We start from the raw sequence: 18,165 nt of genomic DNA on the forward strand, positions 1-18,165 counted from the left end.
CCTGGAGGGGCGAAGCACGGAATTTGAACGGTACGGGCGCCGTTCAACCCGCTCGAGCGTTCGTGCGCCCGGGGGCCGATGAATTTTAAGAGGCTGGCGGCTGCTGATAAGCTGGCTCAAGTGCGATTGTTTATTGCGTAATGTGAAATAATCCGCCCTCGCAACAATCTGACACACTTCTGCGCGTGCCTAGGAGGCCCCGTCGATGGACACCCTGCAAAACATGCGAGCCTTCGTCTGCGTGGCGGAAACCGGAAGCTTCACCGCGGCGTCCCAGCAGCTCAACACCACCACCGCCTATGTCTCGCGGGCGGTGGCCAACCTCGAGACGCACCTGCGCACCCGCCTGCTCAACCGTACCACTCGTCGCATCGCCCTCACCGAGGCCGGCCAGCGCTACCTGCTGCGCTGCGAGCAGATCCTCGCCTACGTCGAGGAAGCCGAGGCCGAAGCCAGCGACGCCCATGCCCGTCCCGCCGGCAAGCTGAAGCTGCATTCGATGACCGGCATCGGCCAGCACTACGTGATCCGCGCCATCGCCGGCTACCGCCAGCAGTACCGCGACGTGACCTTCGACCTGACCATGGCCAACCGCGTGCCGGACCTGCTCGACGAGGGCTTCGACGTGGCCATCGTGGTGGCCTCCGAGCTGCCCGATTCCGGCTTCATTTCCCAGCGCATCGGCGAGACCTACAGCATTCTTTGCGCCTCGCCGGAGTACCTGCGCCTGAACGGCACGCCGAGCGAGCCTTCGGAGCTGGCCAGCCACGACTGCCTGCGCCTGGTCAGCCCGGTGGTGCCGCTGGATCGCTGGCTGTTCGACGGCCCCAACGGCCAGGAAATGGTCTCCATCGGCGCCTCGCCGTTCCAGGTCAATGTCGGCGACGCCATGACCGAGGCGATCCGCTCCGGGCTGGGCATCGGCATCCTGCCGGTGTATTCGGCCATCGAGGACCTGGGCAAGGGCACCCTGGTGCGGGTCCTGCCGCAACACCGCCTGCAACAGCTCAACGTCTATGCGCTGTACCCTTCGCGGCAGTATCTCGACGCGAAGATCAAGACCTGGGTGGAATACCTCAAGGAAAGCCTGCCCGGCCTGCTCCAGCGCGACGAAGCGGCGTTGGTGGAGCTGGGCCTGGAACTCGGAAGACCCTCCTGAGCCGATAATCGCCCGCCCAGTGGCGGGCCCCTGCCCGCCGCTTCGATGGCGGTGGTATGGTCGGCGCTTTCGCTCCCGCTTGCAGAGTCCCGTCATGAAAAAGAACGTCTTCGTCTTCAGTCGCCTCGCCCCCGAGCATCTCGAACGCCTGCAACGCCAGTTCAACGTCCGCGTGCTCGAACCGAAACAGGGCGACATCGACGCCCAGTACGCCGCCGCCCTGCCCGATACCCACGGCATGATCGGCGTCGGCCGGCCGCTCGGCGCCAGGCAACTGGAACAGGCGAAGCAGCTGGAAGTCATCTCCAGCGTCTCGGTCGGCTACGACAACTATGACCTGGACTACCTGAACCGCCGCGGCATCGCTCTCACCAACACGCCCGACGTCCTCACCGAGACCACCGCCGACCTCGGCTTCGCCCTGCTGATCAGCGCCGCGCGACGGGTCGCCGAGCTGGACGCCTGGGTCAAGGCCGGGAACTGGAAGCGCACCGTCGACGCCCCGCAGTTCGGCACCGATGTGCATGGCAAGAAACTCGGCATCCTCGGCCTCGGCCGGATCGGCGCGGCCATCGCCCGGCGCGGCCGTTTCGGCTTCGGCATGCAGGTGCTCTACCACGGCAACAACCGCAAGCCGGAACTGGAACAGGAACTCGGCGCGCGCTTCCTCGGCTTCGACGAACTGCTCGGCGAGGCCGACTTCGTCTGCGTGGTGGTGCCGCTGGGAGCGCAGACCCGGCGGTTGATCGGCGCGCGCGAACTGGGCCTGATGAAGCCCTCGGCGATCCTGGTCAACGTCGCCCGCGGCCAGGTGGTCGACGAGGCCGCGCTGGTCGCCGCCCTGCGGGAGAAACGCATCCTCGGCGCCGGCCTGGATGTCTACGAGAAGGAACCGCTGGCCGAATCGCCGCTGTTCGCCCTGGACAACGTGGTGACCCTGCCGCACATCGGCTCGGCCACCCACGAGACCCGCCGGGCCATGGCCGAGCGGGCGCTGCAGAACTTCGAGGCGGCCCTGCGCGGCGAGCGGCCGCTGGACCTGGTCAATCCACAGGTGTGGCGACGCGGCTGAGCGCGCCTCGCTCTCCGCTAGGTCGAGCGCGCCGGCCCGGCCAGCGCCGGCGCCTTCGGCTTGCGGAACACCAAGACGTTGCCGAGCATCACCAGGACCAACCCGGCCAGCGCCGGTGCGGTCCAGCGGTAGCCCTCGGCGAAGGCCGAGATGTTCAGCGCCACCACCGGGAACAGCACGGTGCAGTAGGCGGCGCGATCCGGGCCCATGCGCCCGACCAGGGTCAGGTAGGCGGTGAAGCCGATCACCGAGCCGGGGATCGCCAGGTACAGCAGCGAGCCGACGTAGCGCGCGCTCCAGTCGAAATTCAGCGGCACGCCCTGGAACAAGCACAGCGCCAGGAGGATCAGGGTGCCGTAGAGCATGCTCCAGGCATTGCCGGTGAGCGGGCGGATGCCGGCCTTCTGTTGCAGGCTGGAAAGCATGTTGCCGGTGGAGAAGCACAGCGTGCCTAGCAGGGCCAGGCCGAGGCTGTAGAAGGTTTCCGGGGTGGCCTGGTGACCCACCAATTCCGGCCAGAACAGCAGCCCCAGGCCGAGCAGGCCGAGACCGCCACCGGCCATCACGTTCGACGCGATGCGCTGGCCGAACCACAGGCGGGCGTTCAGCGCATTCCACAGGGTGGCGGTGGAGAACACCACGGCCACCAGGCCGCTGGGAATCCACTGGCTGGCGGTATAGAAGCAGATGAAGTTCAGGCAGAACAGGCATACGCCCTGGGCCATGCACAGGCGTTGGCCCCGTGCGTCGAGCCTTTGCAGGCGGCGGCCGAGCAGCAGCACGGCGAACAGCACCAGCGCCGCCAGGGCGAAGCGGTAGGCGATCGACAGGGTGATCGCCACCGGGCCCATCTGCAGCTTGATGGCGATCCAGGTTGTGCCCCAGATGAGCACGGTGAGCAGGTACAGCGAAAGATTCATGGCGACTCCGCAACGACAGGATGCCGTCAGTCTGCGGGCGAAGCCGGGCGCGACCATTGTCCATTCTTGCGCTTTTCATCCGCCGCCTCTCGCGGCAGCGTCCGGGCGCGGGTAGCATGGCCGGCATGCACCAACCCAGCGATTTCCAGGTATTCCGCACCCTCGACCGGACCTCCAATGCGCGCCTGCTGCGCAGCAGCACGCTCAGCGACGGCCTGGCGCTCGCCCATTGGTACCGCGACGAAGCGGAGATCCTCGGCTACAGCGACCCCGGCCATCACACCCTGTCGCTCTACCTGCAGGGCGGCTGGCAGACCTTCCGCCGCGATCGTCCCGGGCTCTATGGCGGCCCCGACCGCTTCTGCGTGATGCCGGCCGAACACCACTCCGACTGGGCGGTGACACGCGGCCTGGGCTTCATGCACCTGTACATCAGCCCGGAACGCCTGGCCGGCGCGGCGGTACGCACCCTCGATTGCGAACCACGCAGCCTGCAACTGGAGGAGCGCACCTACATCCAGGACGAGCCGCTGGCCGCCCTGTGCCGGACCCTGGAACGACAGGACTGGAACGAACCCGGCGAGCGCCTGCTATGCACCAGCCTCGCCCACCAGGCGGTGGACCACCTGCTGCTCACCGGGTGCGGCAGGCGTACCGACGTACGCTGGCAGGGCGGGCTGGCCGCGCACGTGCGGCGGCGCCTGGCCGACTACATCGAAAGCCACCTGGAGCAGCCGCTGGAACTGGGGTCGCTGGCGGAGCTGGCGGCGCTCTCCGAGTACCACTTCGCGCGCATGTTCCGCGTCTCCTTCGGCCTGCCGCCGCACCGCTACGTGCTGGAACGACGCCTGGCGCGGGCCCGCGACCTGCTGGCGTACTCCGCGCAGTCGCTCCAGGAGGTCTCGCTGGCCTGCGGCTTCGCCAGTCCGAGCCATTTCAACCGGCGCTTCCGCGAAGCCCATGGCGCCACCCCGGGGCAGTACCGCGCCGCCCTGAAAGCCTCCTGAAAGCCAGGCGCCGACAGCCTGCGGTTGTAGGCAGGCATTCCCGCAGCATAAAATGATAACTATTATCATTCGTTAATCCTTCTGCTCCGGGAATGTCCAGGTGTCGAGCGCCGACCTCGCCCATGCGGCCGCGTTGCATACCCTCTACAGCGACCACCACCACTGGCTCACGGGCTGGCTGCGGCGCCGCCTCGGCTGCCCGCAGAACGCCGCCGACCTGGCCCAGGACACCTTCGTCAAGGTCCTGGTTTCGCGCCAGGCCGCGCGCATCGACGAACCGCGCGCCTTCCTCACCACCATCGCCCGCCGCGTGCTGTGCAACCACTACCGCCGCCAGGACGTCGAGCGCGCCTACCTGGAAGCCCTGGCCAGCCTGCCCGAGCGGGAAGTCCCCAGCGAAGAGACCCGCGCCATCGTCCTGGAGACCCTGGTCGAGCTGGACCGCCTGCTCGACGGCCTGCCGCCGCTGGCCAAGGAGACCTTCCTGCTGGCCCAGCTCGACGGCCTGGGCTACGCCGAGATCGCCACGCAGCTGGGCATCTCCCTGAGCAGCGTCAAGCGCTACATGCTCAAGGCTGCGCAACGCTGCTACTTCGCCGAGCTGCCATGAGCCTGCCCGCCGCACCCAAGGTGCCGCCGCAGGTGGCCGAACAGGCCGTGCGCTGGCTGGTCGAGCTGCAGGGCGGCGCCGACGACGAACGCCTGCGCCAGGCCTGGCAGCGCTGGCGCCAGGCGGCCCCGGAACACGAGCAGGCCTGGCGCCACATCGAGGCGGTCAACCAGCGCCTGGCCGGGATAGGCACGCCACTGGCCCTGGCCGCCATCAACGCACCGCATTCGCCGCAACGCCGGCGCGCGCTGAAGACCCTGCTGCTGGTCCTGGCCGCCGGCGGCAGCGCCTGGGGCCTGCGCGAGAGCGGCAGCCTGCAGCGCTGGAGCGCCGACTATGCCACCGGCGTCGGCGAACGCCGGCGCCTGGCCCTGGCCGACGGCAGTCGCCTCGAGCTGAACAGCGACACGGCGGTGGATGTCCGCTTCGATGCCGGCGAACGGCGCCTGCTCCTGCTGCGCGGAGAAATCCAGCTCAGCACCGGCCAGGACCCGCGCCCGCTGCACGTGTACAGCGCGGAAGGCCGGCTGCGACCGGTGGGCACCCGGTTCGACGTGCGCCAGTTCGCCGGACGCACCCGCGTCGCCGTCCACGAAGGCGCGGTGCAGGTGGAGAACCACGCCGGCCAGGGCCTGCTGCTGCCCAGCGGCCGGCAGCTGGACTTCGACCGCGAGCGACTCGGCGCTCCGCAGCCGCTGCCGGTCGGCAGCGGCGCCTGGACCGACGGCATGCTGGTGGCCGCCGGCATGCGCCTGGACGAATTCCTCGCCGAAGTCGCGCGCTACCGCCCCGGCCGGCTGGGCTGCGACCCGCGCATCGGCGGCCTGCGGATTTCCGGCAGCTATCCGCTGGACGATAGCGAGCGGATCCTCGCCACCCTGCCGGCGGTGCTGCCCGTGGAGGTACGGCGCGTCACCCGCTACTGGGTCGGGGTGCACCCGCGCGAATGAGCGGAAAGATATTTCCGCGCACCTGAGCCTTTTTCCCCACCTCGCGTGACAGAGGAGGAAAGCCAACCTCGAAAGATCCACTGGAGTGTCCCTCATGTCCCCGTCACGCGCCCTGTCGCCGCTCAGCCGCGCCCTGCTCCTCGCCTGCCTCGGCGGTCCCGTCCTGGTTTCCGCCGGCAGCGCCTGCGCCGCCGAGATCCGCACCGATGCCCGCCAGTACTACCGGCTGCCCGCCGAGCCGCTGGAGCAGGCGCTGAACCACCTAGGCCGCCAGGCCGGCGTGCTGATCGCCTTCAGCCCGGAACAGACCGCCGCGCGGCGCAGCCAGGCGCTGGACGGCGAGTACACCCTGGAGGAAGCCCTGGCCGCCCTGCTCGCCGGCTCCGGCCTGGAGGCGCGCGCCCGCGGCGACGGCGCCTACACCCTGGAGGCGCTGCCGGTGGAAGACCCGGCCAACCTGCAGGCGCTCACCGTGGTCGGCGACTGGCTGGCCGACGCCAGCGCCGCCGACGTCTTCGAGCATCCCGGTGCGCGCGACGTGGTCCGCCGCGAGCAGTTCCAGGCCCAAGGCGCGGCCAGCACCCGCGAAGTGCTGGAGCGCATTCCCGGGGTCAGCGCGCCGCTCAACAACGGCACCGGCAGCCACGACCTGGCATTGAACTTCGGCATTCGCGGCCTCAACCCGCGCCTGGCGTCGCGCTCGACGGTGCTGATGGACGGCATCCCGGTGCCCTTCGCCCCCTACGGCCAGCCACAGTTGTCGCTGGCGCCGGTGTCCATCGGCAACATGGACGCGGTGGACGTGGTTCGCGGCGGCGGCGCGGTGCGCTACGGGCCGCAGAACGTCGGCGGCATCGTCAACTTCGTGACCCGTGCGATCCCCGAGGACTTCGCCACCAAGCTCGACGTGCACAGCGAACTCAGCCCCAGCTCCAGCCAGGACGGCCTGAAGACCACCCACAACGTGCTGATCGGCGGCACCGGCGCCAACGGCCTCGGCGGCGCCCTGCTCTACTCCGGCACCCGCGGCGGCGATTGGCGCGAGCACAGCGATACGCGGATCGACGACCTGATTCTCAAGGGCCGCTTCCAGCCCAGCGACGAACACGCGTTTTCGGCGATGACCCAGTACTACGACGGCGAGGCCGACATGCCCGGCGGCCTCAGCGCCGCGGCCTACCGCGACGATCCGTACCAGTCGACCCGTCCCTACGACAAGTTCTGGGGCCGCCGTACCCTGGCCAGCGCCAGCTACGAATACACCCCCAACGCCAGCCAGAAGCTCAACGTCACCGGCTTCTTCACCAAGACCCTGCGCAGCGGCTACCTCGACCAGGGCCGCAACCTCACCCTGTCGCCGCGCGAATACTGGGTGCGAGGCCTGGAAACCCGCTTCAGCCAGGGTTTCGAGCTGGGCGAAAGTCGCCACGAAGTGGGCATCGGCCACCGCTACGTCAACGAAGCCAGCCACGAGCTGCGCTACTGGACCCGCGCCGACAGCGGCCAGCTACCCAGCACCGGCAGCCGCAACGACCGCGACACCCGCGGCAGCACCGAAGCCAACGCGTTCTACATCGACGATCGCATCGATATCGGCAACTGGACCATCACCCCCGGCATCCGCTACGAGAAGATCGACTCCGAACAGAAGAACCTGCTGAAGAACAGCAAGGACAGCGGCCGCTACAACGCCTCGCTGCCGGCGCTCAACGTGATCTACCACCTCACGCCGAGCTGGAACCTCTACGCCAACACCGAGGGCTCGTTCGGCACCGTGCAGTACAGCCAGATGGGCAAGGCGGTGCAGAGCGGCGACATCGAGCCGGAGAAGGCCCGCACCTGGGAACTCGGCAGCCGCTACGACGACGGCATCCTGCGCGCCGAACTGGGCGCCTTCCTGATCAACTTCGACAACCAGTACGAGAGTAACCAGCAGACCGACAGCGTGACCGCCCGCGGCAAGACCCGGCACAAGGGCATCGAGGCGGCGATCGCCTACGACCTGGCCGATCTCGACCCGCTGCTCTCCGGCTTCGACGTCTATGCCAGCTACGCCTACGTCGACGCGAGCATTCGCGAGGACGGGCCGAACAAGGGCAACCAGGTGCCGTTCTCCTCGAAGCACAAGGGCACCCTTGGCACCAACTACCGCACCGGCGCCTGGAGCTACAACCTCGACGGCAGCTTCCAGACCAGCCAGTACGCCGACAACGCCAACACCGAGAGCGAAAGCGCCGACGGCAGCACCGGGCGGATCGCCGGCTGGATGGTCTGGAGCGCGCGCGGCACCTACGACTTCGGCCCGCAACTGAACGACCTCAAGCTCGGCCTGGGGGTGAAGAACCTGTTCGATCGCCGCTACTACACCCGCTCGTTCGACGACAACAACAAGGGCCTCTACGTCGGCCAGCCGCGCACCCTGTACGTACAGGCCTCGGTCGGTTTCTGAAGGAAGACCGCGGGAGCGCATGGCGCAACGGCGGACGATCGCCAGCGATCATCCGCCCTTCCCGCCGCCGGGCCTGGTCCCCCTCAGGCCCGGCGTCACTTCCAGTTCGGATCGCTCTCCAACTGTTTCATCAGCAGCTCGCGGACCTGCCTGGAGGGTTCGCCGTACCAGCGATAGGTGGCGTACTTGCTCGGCGTCTGCATGACTTCGGCGGGCTCGTCCGGCAGGCTCACCTGCAGCCCGTAGGCGGCACTCTTGTCGCCACGGAACGCCACCAGCAGGCGGTTGTTGCCGCAATCGTGGGGTTTGCAACTGTTGGCCAGGACGTAGGGCTGGCCCTCCAGGCTCAGGCTGGTGGACGGGGAACTCGGGCCGCTGGCGTCGGAAACCCATTTCGGCACGTCGCTCTCGCCCTTGAACATGGCGTGCCAGGTGGCCTTGTAGCCGGGCTGGCCGAGCAGTTCGAACAGCCGCGGCTGCTCCTCGGCCTGCGCCGGCGCCCAGTGCAGCGCCGCGCCCAGCAACGCCAGGGAGAGCAGTCTGGATACTCCGTTCATGGTGATTTCCTTCGATCGGGTGAAATGAAAGCAGTCTATCCGGCGGTGGCCGCCGCTGGCTGCTTGGAACGGCACGACTGCGACAAGTTCGCTGTCCACCGGCAATTCCATCGATCGCCGGATGACAGGCATCCCGACGCGCCGCGTTTTACCGCTATAATCCCGCGTTTTTCCGGGCCGTCCCGCGCCCACGCCAACGGATTCCAGCAGGCACGCATCCATGACCACTCAGGCCGCCGAAGTCGCGAAGCGCCGTACCTTCGCGATCATTTCCCACCCCGACGCCGGTAAGACCACCATCACCGAGAAGCTCCTGCTGATGGGCAAGGCGATCGCCGTCGCCGGTACCGTGAAGTCGCGCAAGTCCGACCGCCACGCCACGTCCGACTGGATGGAGATGGAAAAGCAGCGCGGCATCTCCATCACCACCTCGGTGATGCAGTTCCCCTACCGCGAGCACATGATCAACCTGCTCGACACCCCCGGCCACGAAGACTTCTCCGAAGACACCTACCGCACCCTGACCGCGGTGGACTCGGCACTGATGGTGCTCGACGGCGGCAAGGGCGTCGAACCGCGGACCATCGCCCTGATGGAAGTCTGCCGGCTGCGCGACACGCCCATCGTCAGCTTCATCAACAAGCTCGACCGCGACATCCGCGACCCCATCGAGCTGCTCGACGAGATCGAGGCGGTGCTGAAGATCAAGGCCGCGCCGATCACCTGGCCGATCGGCTGCTACAAGGACTTCAAGGGCGTCTACCACCTGGCCGACGACAGGATCATCGTCTACGTCCCGGGCCACGGCCACGAGCGCATCGAGACCAAGGTCATCGAAAAGCTCGACTCCGACGAAGCCCGCGCCCACCTCGGCGATCTCTACGACAATTTCGTCGAGGAGCTGGAGCTGGTGCAGGGCGCCTGCCACGAATTCGACAAGGACGCCTTCCTCAAGGGCGAGATGACCCCGGTGTTCTTCGGCACCGCGCTGGGCAACTTCGGCGTCGACCAGGTCCTCGACTGCATCGTCGACTGGGCGCCGCAGCCGCTGTCGCGCGCCACCCACGAACGCAGCGTGGAGCCGACCGAGGAGAAGTTCTCCGGCTTCGTGTTCAAGATCCAGGCGAACATGGATCCCAAGCACCGCGACCGCATCGCCTTCATGCGCATCTGCTCGGGCAAGTACGAGAAAGGCATGAAGATGCGCCACGTGCGCCTGGGCAAGGACGTGAAGATCGCCGACGCGCTGACCTTCTTCTCCTCCGAGCGCGAGCAACTGGAAGAGGCCTATGCCGGCGACATCATCGGCCTGCACAACCACGGCACCATCCAGATCGGCGACACCTTCAGCGAAGGCGAGAACTTCGGTTTCACCGGCATCCCGCACTTCGCCCCGGAACTGTTCCGCCGCGTGCGCCTGAAAGACCCGCTGAAGTCCAAGCAGTTGCGCCAGGGCCTACAGGAACTGGCCGAGGAAGGTGCGACCCAGGTGTTCTTCCCCGAGCGCAACAACGACATCATCCTCGGTGCGGTGGGCGTGCTGCAGTTCGACGTGGTCGCCAGCCGCCTGAAGGAGGAATACAAGGTCGAGTGCGCCTACGAGGCGATCAACGTCTGGTCGGCACGCTGGATCGAGTGCGACGACGAGAAGAAGCTCAAGGAGTTCAAGGACAAGGCTTTCGAGAACCTCTCCGTGGACGGCGGCGGGCACCTCACCTACCTGGCGCCGACCCGCGTCAACCTCAGCCTGATGGAAGAACGCTGGCCGGACATCCGCTTCCGGGCGACGCGCGAGCATCACTGATCGCACGGGAGGAGCCAGGGACAACCTCCCTGTCTCCTCCCGCGGCGGCCTCGGCGCAGGGCGGATAACCCTATCGCGGCTATCCGTCGCTCCAGCGCGGTATCGGCAGACAGCCCCTGCGCACGAAGCGAACGCGACGCTGCGCGAAACACCTCCTTCCCTCCTTCCCTCCTCCTAGGCTCCCCCTCCCCATCGCTCCGTACACCTGCGCCTTTCACAGGCGGGTGACGAGACTTCCAGGTAGGAAATCCCTTCAAGCGCAACCAGGCAAGGACGCGGTTGCCCAAGCCGTTTCCGAAGGTGCCTCCTGAGCAGTTCAGATAGGTTGTCCGCCCCCGAGTGGCACGGCAGAGTGCCAGGGTTTATCTCATAGGGACTTGAGCATGAGCGGCAAACCCGCTGCGCGCCTGGGCGATCCGACCGCGTGTCCGCTGCCGGGCCACGGCAGCAACCCGATCGTCGGCGGCTCGCCCGACGTCTTCTTCGACCATCGGTCCGCCGCCCGCCAGGGCGACGCCACCGCCTGCGGCGCTACCCTCAGCGCCAACGTCATCGCCAACGTACTGATCAACGGCAAGCCCGCCACCGTGGTAGGTAGCGTCGGCACCCACGGCAACCTGGTGGTCGGCGGCGCGGGCACGGTGCTGATCGGCAACAGCGGCGGCGCACCCGCTCTCGCCCTCGCCCCACCGAAGCTGTGCCTGCAATGCCTGCTGCTGGCGGCACGCCGCAACCAGGCCCTGGTGCCCCTGGAAAGCCTCGGCGGCGCACCGTGAGCCGGCTCCAGCCGGCGCTCGCGGCGCCTACGCCGGACAGCCGCCTGTTCGCCCTGGCGGACGGCGCCCGCTACCTGACCCTGGACACCCGCCTGGAAAAGGCCGCGGGGGAAATCCGCTCGCGCTGGCTGCTGGCCGGGAGCGAGCTGGACGAAATCGCCCATGCCGGGCCGGTCCTGATCGAATTCATGGACAGCGCCCCGCTTTCGTCATCGGGCGAATTCCTCGGCTGGCTGCGCGACTGGGACCGCCGCTCGCCCATGACCTCCTGGCTGTGGAGCCGGGCGTCCTTCGAAAACCTCGCGAAACACTTCGCCGGGCTGCTCTTCACCCGCATGCCCGACGGCCGCCGGGCGCTGTTGCGCTACTACAGCCCGGAAGTGCGCCGGGCGCTGGAGCAGGTCATGACCGCGCGGCAATGGACGCAAGTGATGGCGCCGCTGGAGCGTTGGCAGGTCTGGCAGCCCCTGCAGGGCGGCTACCTCGTCTATGACCGGGAAACGGAGCGAACCGCCGATGCTTGAACTGGATGCCGGCCAACTGGATCGCCTGCAACGGGTCCGCGACGACGAAGTCATCGAGCGGGTCCTGCTGGAGGTACGCCGGGAGGCTCCCGCCTGGCTCGAACGACGCGGCCTGCTGCCCGCCATCCGGCAACTCGGCGAGCTGCGCGCGACGGCGCTGGAACTGGGTATCGAAGAGCCCGGGACGATCGAACGCTTTCTCCTGCACGGCCTGGCCTTCCCCGGCTTCCAGGACACGCCGGCGTTTCTCGCGCACATGCGCCGGCCGCTGGCTGACAGCCCGGAACAACGCTTCCAGGACTACGAACGGATCGTCGAGTTTCGCCTGGCCAGCCAGAAATGGCGCGCGTACGAAACCTCGGGGAGACCGGCATGAGCGGCATAGGCGCGCTTTTCCGACCGCTGCCCCGCATGGGTCCGCGGCTGCCCTTCGAACTACCCGCGCCGCCCCGGCCGCACTTGCCGATGCCGGCGCCGCGCCCGCTGCCGCGACCGGCCCCCGGCGCGCTGCCCAGGCCGGTACCGCGTCCGATGCCGGTTCCGCAGACCCTGCCCAGGACCGAGACCGGCACGCTGAGCCGCGACCGGACCCGGGAAGCCGAGCGCGATTGCAGCAAGAGCCAGGGCCGCGACAAGGACTGCGTGGAGTGCCCGCCGTCCCGGGGCGAAATGGCCATCGCCAATAACGGCAAGGGCCACAGCATGTCGGACCTGTCCGCGCGCTACCAACAGTGGGTGACCAATTTCCCGTTTCCCCACGAATGGTTCTGGAGCGGCACCTGGTGGGACGGCTTCGACGAGCCGCGCTGCACCCTGCTGGAGGCGAAGGCCAACTACGCCTTCCTGTTCGTCCCGCTGCTCGGCGTGCCCAGGCCCTGGGCGCGGGCCAAGGTGAAGTCGGACCTGCTACAGAAGGCCGAGGTCCACAGCGACAAGGCCCGACCGACCCCGCCGGTGTTCGTCGAATGGCACTTCCTGCAGCGGATCGTCTACGAGTACTGCGCCGCGGAGTACCTGCGCATGGGACTGGCCAACCTGAAGGCATTCTGGAATCCGATGCCGGGAACGGACGAGCACGACGACTACCAGGAAACCCGCGCGAAGGAACAGGAAGAGATGAAAAGGTTTTGCGAAGAGAACCCGGGGTATTGCGCATGACGGACGCCAAGGCTTTCAGGCGCTACATATTCGAGCTGTACTTCGATCCGGCACGGCTCCTCGAACTGGACGACGACCAGCACCTGCAACGGATAGAGCGCTTCCTCGATGCCCTCGCGCCCCTCCATCCGGTGCTGGAGAACTGGTACCTGTGCGGCGACTCCCTGCGCGATGCCCTCAGCCACAACGTCACCGAGCACCGCCAGGATCTCGCCAAGGCCCTGTCGCGTGACCGACGCACCCGGGCGGTGGAACTGGTGCTATGGAACGGCGAGGAGGATCCGCTCAAGGGCGGGTTGTCGCTGGACTACGAGGCCAGCGGCAGGGCCGTCTCGACCAGGCTCCAGTTGGAAGATGCCGGCAGCCTGCTGCAGGTGTTCGACGCACCGGCTTCCTCCTTCGTCGCGATCTTCCTCGCGGCGCTGGAAATCTGGCCCGAGACGACCTGGGGCATGCTCGCTCCGCATGCGTACTTCGTACACCAGCGGACCTTCCCGGACCGCCGCAGCATCGGCTGGATCGGCTTCTGCCCGCATCCGCTAAGGGCCACGGACTTCCCGGCGGCTACGGAGCTGGTCGACATTCCCGGCCGTGGCACCCTGCTGCTGAACGGCCGCGAACCGATGGACGAAACCCGTCGCGAACATTTCGAGCGCGTCGGCGAAGCGGACATCAAGCTGATGGAACTGGGCTACCTGCCGCCGCTGCGCGGTTGACGACGTACGAACCTGGTGGGGCCTCCGTTCCGTAAGGCGAATACGCCACCGGCGTTATCCCCGACCTCCCGCCGCAACGGCGGATAACCGCAGGCGGTTATTCGCCCTACCAGGCCCACGTGCCACGCAGCAAGGCCCCCCTGGAGTGACCTCCGTTCCGTGGGGCGAATACGCCACCGGCGTTATCCGCCGAGATCCCGCCACAACGGCGGATAACCGCAAGCGGTTATTCGCCCTACCAGGCCCACGTGCCACACTGGAAGGCCACCCTGGAGGGGGCTCCGTTCCGTGGGGCGAGTACGCCACCGGCGTTATCCGCCGATATCCCGCCACGACGGCGGATAACCGCAGGCGGTTATTCGCCCTACCAGGCCCATGTGCCATGCAGAAAGGCCACCCTCGGGTGGCCTTTCTGCATGGCGACCAACGCCACGGGCGCTATCCGCTGCCTACCTGCGGTGCTTCTTCATCGCCACCCGGCGCAGGTCGATACCGATCACCACCGGGTCGTGGTCGGAGGCCCGGTACGGCTCGGCGTTGTACAGGCTGTCCTGCTGCCGAGGGGTCTTGAACTCGACGTTGTAGTCCAGCACCCGGGGCTCGTCGGCGTTGATGTGCCACTCCACCGCGCCGCGTACCTGGCGCGCCAGGCTGGCGTTGGCGAGGGCGTGGTCGAGGTAGCCGGACTGCCCGGAGAACACGTAGGAGTAGCCCTTTCCTGCGCCCGCCTGACGCGCCACCAGGTCGGTGTAGCCGGCGCCGCGGATGACGTTCACCGGGTCTTCCTTGGCATAGGAATTGAGGTCGCCGATGATCAGGCGGTCAGGTTCCTTGGCGCCCGTCGGATCGCCCGCCAGCCAGTCCACCAGGGCCTGGGCGGCGCGCGCCCGGGTCAGGTTGCAGTTGCCCTGGCCGTCGCCGGTGTCCGGGTCGCCGTCGCAGGCCGAGCCCTTCGACTTCAGGTGGTTCACCGCGATGGTCAGGCGTTCGCCGCCATTGATCTCCTGGAAGGTCTGGGCCAGGGTCGGACGGTTGCGGGTATCGTCGAACTCCGGGTTCACCGAACTGTCGAGCACCGCCGCGGATCGATAGGTGCGGACCTTGTCGCCGCGATAGATCAGCCCCACGGCAATTTCGTCGCTGCCCAGCTTCGCCCGGTTCGGGTTGACGAAGGCATAGCGCTGGCCCTGGGGCAGGCTGGCGTTGAGGCCGTTGACCAGGTCGGCGATGGCGCTGAACTCGCCGTAGCCGTCGTTCTCGATCTCCATCAGGCCGACGATGTCCGCCTTCGAGGCGAGGATCGCCGCGACGATCTTCGCTTTCTGCCGTTGGAACTCCTCGGCCGTGTTGGCTCCGCGCGAGGTGGGGAAACCGCCGCCCTTGCCATCGCCGTTGAAGTAGTTGAGCACGTTGAAGCTGGCCACCCGCAGGCGCCCTTCCACCGCCGGCTGGGCCGGACGCGGATTGGCCGCCTCGAAGGTCGGCGTCTGCAACGGCTGGATACGGTAGCTGCCGGCCGAGTAGTCGAGCACGCCGTCGATGGCGCTGGTGCGGTCGCCGACGCGCAGGCTGTTGTAGGCGCTCAGTTCCGGCGCCGGGTAGCGGATCGGGTCGGGGTTCTGCCCGCTGCGGCCGTCGTCGAGGAGAATCCGGTCGAGGTCGTTGCGCGCCTGCATGGCCTTGGCCTGTTCGCCGGGAGCCACCACGTTGGTCGGAGTCATCTGGCGGCCGCCGGAGGACAGCAGGACCTCGCCGTAGCGGCCGAGGTTGTAGACCTCGTTGACGGTCAGCGTCTGGCGGAGCTGCACGCGCATGCCTTCGTAGCGCTCCAGCGCATCGGCGCTGGCCAGCGGCAGGCTGATGCCGGCCGGCGTCGGCAAGGCCACGCCGCTCGCCAGGACGCTGACCTGCAGCGGCCCGACCAGTTCGGTGAGGCCGTTGAACTCGCGGACCTGGCCGGTCACCCGGACGCGGTCGCCGAGCTTGACGTCGCTGCCGTTGCCGCCGTCGTAGACGAAGATGCCTTCGGAGGTCGCCGGGTCGCCGTCCACCGTGGCATCTTCCTGCTGCACGTAGAAGCCCTTCAGCTCGCTGGCGTTCTGGAAGTCGCCGACCACCACGCCCTCAATGGCGACCCGCTGGTTCACCAGCGGACTTTCGGCGCCGGCGCCCTGCACCTCGTGGATCGGTCGCAGGCCGACCTCCTCGCCGCCGCCGGGCTCGCCAGCGCCATGCTGGCCGAGGTTGGCGAAGGTGTCGCGCGGGTAGCCCAGCCATTGCGCCGCCGGGTCGAAGGCGTCGCTGGGATCGCTGTCGCCGTCGCGGATGTCGGCCTTGCGCACCAGGCTCCGGTCGAGGGTCTGCACATCGCCGCTGCCCCAGGTCGTGCCGGGGTTGAAGCCGACCTGGCCGAGGCTGTCGAGGATCTCGCCGCTGCGCCGGCGCAGCAGCACCGCGTCGTTGCCATTGAACCAGCTGCCTTCCACCCGCTGGCTGGCCAGCGCCAGCAACGCCGGGTCGGCCACGCCGTTGGCGAGGACGAAGGTCTTGCCCGGCGCCAGGCTGCCGCTCAGGTCGATGCTGCGGCCCGCCGCGCTGGCGCCGTTGAAATAGAACTCGACGCGGTAGGCGGAGAGGTCGAGGACCTGGCTGCCGCTGTTGTAGAACTCCAGCGCCTTGTTGTTGCCGCTGCCTTCGACATACTCGGAGATGATCAGCTCGGCGGCGTTGGCCACCGGCAGGCCCAGCAGGGCCAGGCCGCCCAGCAGGGCGGCGTTACGCAAGGGGTGCATCGGGATACTCCTTTATCGGAATGGGGTCGCCGCGGCTCAGGCGCCGTCGGGTTGCAGTTCCTGGGAAAACACCGGCTCGCCGTCGAGGTCGCGCAGGGTGACGGTGAGCGCGCGGCTTTGCGCATCGATCTCCACCTCGCCGAAGAACTGGTAGCCGGCGAAGGGGGAACTGTTCTGGACCAGCGGGGCCTTCTGGAACATCACCTGCGGGCCGAACGTGCCATCCAGCGCGTTGGGTCCGAAACTACCGGCATTGAGAGGCCCGGCGACGAACTCCCAGAACGGCGCGAAGTCCTTGAACGCGGCGCGCTCCGGGCTGTAGTGGTGGGCTGCGCAGTAATGCACGTCGGCGGTCAGCCAGACGGTGTTGCGCACCCCGGCGCGCTGGACGAAGCGCAGCAGGTCGGCGATCTCCAGCTCGCGGCCGAGGGCGGCACCGTCGTTGCCATTGGCGATGGCCTCCCAGCGGTCGCGGCCCTGGGCGTCCTTGCCATCGGGCACGCAGAGGCCGATCGGCATGTCGGCGGCGATCACCTTCCACTGCGCGCGCGAACCGCGCAACTCGCGCTTGAGCCATTGCAACTGTTCACGGCCGAGGAAATCGGTGGCGGCGCTGCGCCGCGCCTGCAGGTTGGCGCTGTTGCCGCCGCGGTAGCTGCGCATGTCGAGGACGAACACGTCGAGCAAAGGGCCGTAGGCGACCTTGCGGTAGATCCGCCCGTCGCGCCCCTGGCGCTGGAAGCGCAGCGGCGCGTATTCGAGGAACGCCTGGCGCGCGCGGGCCGCCAGCACGTCGATGTCCTTCACCTGGTAGCGCTCGTCGAGCTGCTTGCTGGAGGACCAGTTGTTGGTGGTCTCGTGGTCGTCCCATTGCCAGATCTGCGGCACCTCGGCGTTGAAGCGGCGCAGGTTGTCGTCGAGCAGGTTGTAGCGGTAGTTGCCGCGGAACTCGTCGAGGGTCTCGGCGACCTTGCTCTTGGCCTCGGTCACCCGGTTGCGCCAGATGCGCCCGCTCTCGGTCTCGATGCGTTCGGGGATCGGCCCATCGGCATAGATGGTATCGCCGCTGTGCAGGAAGAAATCCGGCTGGCGCCGGCGCATGGCTTCGTAGATACGCATGCCGCCGATATCCGGATTGATCCCGAAACCTTGCCCGCAGGTGTCGCCGCTCCAGACGAAACGGATATTGCGCGCCTCGCTCGGCGCACTGCGCAGGTGGCCGAACCAGGGCTTGCTCAGGCTGCCGTCGCGGGCATCCTCGAAGCGCACCCGGTAGAAGATCGACTGGTCGGCTGGCAGGCCACGCAGGTCGATGCGCGCGGTGTAGTCGAGGCGCTCGTCGGTGACCGGCGAGACCAGCCGACGCGGCTCGCTGAAGACGCTACGGGTGTCCCATTCGACGATCATCCGCGCCGGGCGGTCGGTGCGGCTCCAGACCAGCGCGCGGTCGCCCTGCACGTCGCCGGATTGCACGCCATCGGTCAGCTTCGGCCGCGCCTTGGGCGAGGCGATCACCGCCGGCGCGCCCAGCGCCGGCAACAGCAGTCCAGCGCCCAGGCCTTGCACGACGCGGCGGCGCTTGAGGTCCATCCCACTCATACCGGAGTTCTCCGCAGGCTTCACGAAGGTCCGGTTTACCGGGGCAAGTTGACAGGGGCGTTACGGGGACAG

Annotated in this window: 16 protein-coding genes; 12 read left to right on the forward strand and 4 right to left on the reverse strand. The window is 68.0% G+C overall.

Annotated features, from left to right (window positions below; translation table 11 throughout):
- The first annotated feature begins 205 nt into the window (after positions 1–205).
- A complete protein-coding gene (locus AC4OR5_RS18225; protein ID WP_003092994.1) occupies positions 206–1,159 on the forward strand; it encodes a LysR family transcriptional regulator in 954 nt (317 codons plus the stop codon).
- 94 nt (positions 1,160–1,253) lie between these two features.
- Positions 1,254–2,231: a 2-hydroxyacid dehydrogenase gene (locus AC4OR5_RS18230; protein WP_003137762.1), complete on the forward strand. Its 978-nt coding sequence runs from the start codon at positions 1,254–1,256 to the stop codon at positions 2,229–2,231.
- Between the two features lie 17 nt (positions 2,232–2,248).
- Here AC4OR5_RS18230 and AC4OR5_RS18235 read toward each other — a convergent pair whose 3' ends face one another.
- Complete coding sequence (locus tag AC4OR5_RS18235) at positions 2,249–3,151, reverse strand: DMT family transporter (RefSeq protein WP_058160524.1); 903 nt, start codon at positions 3,149–3,151, stop codon at positions 2,249–2,251.
- 125 nt (positions 3,152–3,276) lie between these two features.
- Between AC4OR5_RS18235 and mdrR1 the strand changes: the two genes are divergently transcribed.
- The 4 genes from mdrR1 to fecA all read left to right on the forward strand — a co-directional run bounded on the left by mdrR1 (position 3,277) and on the right by fecA (position 8,167).
- On the forward strand, positions 3,277–4,158 hold the full coding sequence (gene mdrR1, locus AC4OR5_RS18240; RefSeq protein WP_003132628.1) for an efflux pump transcriptional regulator MdrR1: 882 nt from the start codon (positions 3,277–3,279) through the stop codon (positions 4,156–4,158).
- Positions 4,159–4,258: 100 nt separating this feature from the next.
- Positions 4,259–4,768 (forward strand): sigma-70 family RNA polymerase sigma factor, encoded by a 510-nt coding sequence (locus AC4OR5_RS18245; protein ID WP_003092999.1) that lies wholly within the window; start codon positions 4,259–4,261, stop codon positions 4,766–4,768.
- On the forward strand, positions 4,765–5,718 hold the full coding sequence (locus tag AC4OR5_RS18250) for a FecR domain-containing protein (RefSeq protein ID WP_003119249.1): 954 nt from the start codon (positions 4,765–4,767) through the stop codon (positions 5,716–5,718). The genes AC4OR5_RS18245 and AC4OR5_RS18250 overlap by 4 nt, the downstream gene beginning before the upstream one ends.
- A gap of 94 nt (positions 5,719–5,812) precedes the next feature.
- Positions 5,813–8,167: a TonB-dependent Fe(3+) dicitrate receptor FecA gene (gene fecA / locus AC4OR5_RS18255; RefSeq protein WP_031638706.1), complete on the forward strand. Its 2,355-nt coding sequence runs from the start codon at positions 5,813–5,815 to the stop codon at positions 8,165–8,167.
- 95 nt (positions 8,168–8,262) lie between these two features.
- Here fecA and ivy read toward each other — a convergent pair whose 3' ends face one another.
- On the reverse strand, positions 8,263–8,724 hold the full coding sequence (gene ivy, locus AC4OR5_RS18260) for a lysozyme inhibitor Ivy (RefSeq protein WP_003093002.1): 462 nt from the start codon (positions 8,722–8,724) through the stop codon (positions 8,263–8,265).
- 220 nt (positions 8,725–8,944) lie between these two features.
- Between ivy and AC4OR5_RS18265 the strand changes: the two genes are divergently transcribed.
- The 6 genes from AC4OR5_RS18265 (at position 8,945) to tsiT (ending at position 13,702) form a co-directional block, all read left to right on the forward strand.
- Positions 8,945–10,528 (forward strand): peptide chain release factor 3, encoded by a 1,584-nt coding sequence (locus AC4OR5_RS18265; RefSeq protein ID WP_003093004.1) that lies wholly within the window; start codon positions 8,945–8,947, stop codon positions 10,526–10,528.
- A gap of 383 nt (positions 10,529–10,911) precedes the next feature.
- Complete coding sequence (locus tag AC4OR5_RS18270) at positions 10,912–11,304, forward strand: PAAR domain-containing protein (RefSeq protein WP_022579764.1); 393 nt, start codon at positions 10,912–10,914, stop codon at positions 11,302–11,304.
- On the forward strand, positions 11,301–11,828 hold the full coding sequence (locus AC4OR5_RS18275; protein WP_031692434.1) for a DUF4123 domain-containing protein: 528 nt from the start codon (positions 11,301–11,303) through the stop codon (positions 11,826–11,828). The genes AC4OR5_RS18270 and AC4OR5_RS18275 overlap by 4 nt, the downstream gene beginning before the upstream one ends.
- Complete coding sequence (locus AC4OR5_RS18280; protein WP_003132626.1) at positions 11,821–12,204, forward strand: hypothetical protein; 384 nt, start codon at positions 11,821–11,823, stop codon at positions 12,202–12,204. Before AC4OR5_RS18275 ends, AC4OR5_RS18280 begins: the two co-directional genes overlap by 8 nt.
- Positions 12,201–12,986, forward strand: a complete 786-nt coding sequence (tseT, locus tag AC4OR5_RS18285; RefSeq protein WP_003104240.1) for a type VI secretion system effector protein TseT — start codon at positions 12,201–12,203, stop codon at positions 12,984–12,986. The genes AC4OR5_RS18280 and tseT overlap by 4 nt, the downstream gene beginning before the upstream one ends.
- On the forward strand, positions 12,983–13,702 hold the full coding sequence (gene tsiT, locus AC4OR5_RS18290; RefSeq protein ID WP_033995510.1) for a type VI secretion system immunity protein TsiT: 720 nt from the start codon (positions 12,983–12,985) through the stop codon (positions 13,700–13,702). The genes tseT and tsiT overlap by 4 nt, the downstream gene beginning before the upstream one ends.
- A 449-nt stretch (positions 13,703–14,151) precedes the next feature.
- Here the strand turns inward: tsiT and AC4OR5_RS18295 are convergent, their stop codons facing one another.
- Positions 14,152–16,494, reverse strand: a complete 2,343-nt coding sequence (locus AC4OR5_RS18295) for an endonuclease/exonuclease/phosphatase family protein (RefSeq protein ID WP_015502394.1) — start codon at positions 16,492–16,494, stop codon at positions 14,152–14,154.
- 36 nt (positions 16,495–16,530) lie between these two features.
- Positions 16,531–18,093: an alkaline phosphatase D family protein gene (locus AC4OR5_RS18300; RefSeq protein WP_023105950.1), complete on the reverse strand. Its 1,563-nt coding sequence runs from the start codon at positions 18,091–18,093 to the stop codon at positions 16,531–16,533.
- Between the last annotated feature and the right edge of the window lie 72 nt (positions 18,094–18,165).

This window comes from Pseudomonas sp. YA1 (assembly GCF_058680555.1).

What these genes read in the sequence shown, in the direction of transcription:
- tsiT (WP_033995510.1), top strand. Translation starts at nt 12,983, where the DNA reads ATGACGGACGCCAAGGCTTTCAGGCGCTACATATTCGAGCTGTACTTC.
- AC4OR5_RS18265 (WP_003093004.1), top strand. Translation starts at nt 8,945, where the DNA reads ATGACCACTCAGGCCGCCGAAGTCGCGAAGCGCCGTACCTTCGCGATC.
- fecA (WP_031638706.1), top strand. Translation starts at nt 5,813, where the DNA reads ATGTCCCCGTCACGCGCCCTGTCGCCGCTCAGCCGCGCCCTGCTCCTC.
- AC4OR5_RS18230 (WP_003137762.1), top strand. Translation starts at nt 1,254, where the DNA reads ATGAAAAAGAACGTCTTCGTCTTCAGTCGCCTCGCCCCCGAGCATCTC.
- AC4OR5_RS18300 (WP_023105950.1), bottom strand. Translation starts at nt 18,093, where the DNA reads ATGAGTGGGATGGACCTCAAGCGCCGCCGCGTCGTGCAAGGCCTGGGC.
- ivy (WP_003093002.1), bottom strand. Translation starts at nt 8,724, where the DNA reads ATGAACGGAGTATCCAGACTGCTCTCCCTGGCGTTGCTGGGCGCGGCG.
- AC4OR5_RS18250 (WP_003119249.1), top strand. Translation starts at nt 4,765, where the DNA reads ATGAGCCTGCCCGCCGCACCCAAGGTGCCGCCGCAGGTGGCCGAACAG.
- tseT (WP_003104240.1), top strand. Translation starts at nt 12,201, where the DNA reads ATGAGCGGCATAGGCGCGCTTTTCCGACCGCTGCCCCGCATGGGTCCG.
- AC4OR5_RS18270 (WP_022579764.1), top strand. Translation starts at nt 10,912, where the DNA reads ATGAGCGGCAAACCCGCTGCGCGCCTGGGCGATCCGACCGCGTGTCCG.
- AC4OR5_RS18225 (WP_003092994.1), top strand. Translation starts at nt 206, where the DNA reads ATGGACACCCTGCAAAACATGCGAGCCTTCGTCTGCGTGGCGGAAACC.
- AC4OR5_RS18235 (WP_058160524.1), bottom strand. Translation starts at nt 3,151, where the DNA reads ATGAATCTTTCGCTGTACCTGCTCACCGTGCTCATCTGGGGCACAACC.
- AC4OR5_RS18280 (WP_003132626.1), top strand. Translation starts at nt 11,821, where the DNA reads ATGCTTGAACTGGATGCCGGCCAACTGGATCGCCTGCAACGGGTCCGC.
- mdrR1 (WP_003132628.1), top strand. Translation starts at nt 3,277, where the DNA reads ATGCACCAACCCAGCGATTTCCAGGTATTCCGCACCCTCGACCGGACC.
- AC4OR5_RS18295 (WP_015502394.1), bottom strand. Translation starts at nt 16,494, where the DNA reads ATGCACCCCTTGCGTAACGCCGCCCTGCTGGGCGGCCTGGCCCTGCTG.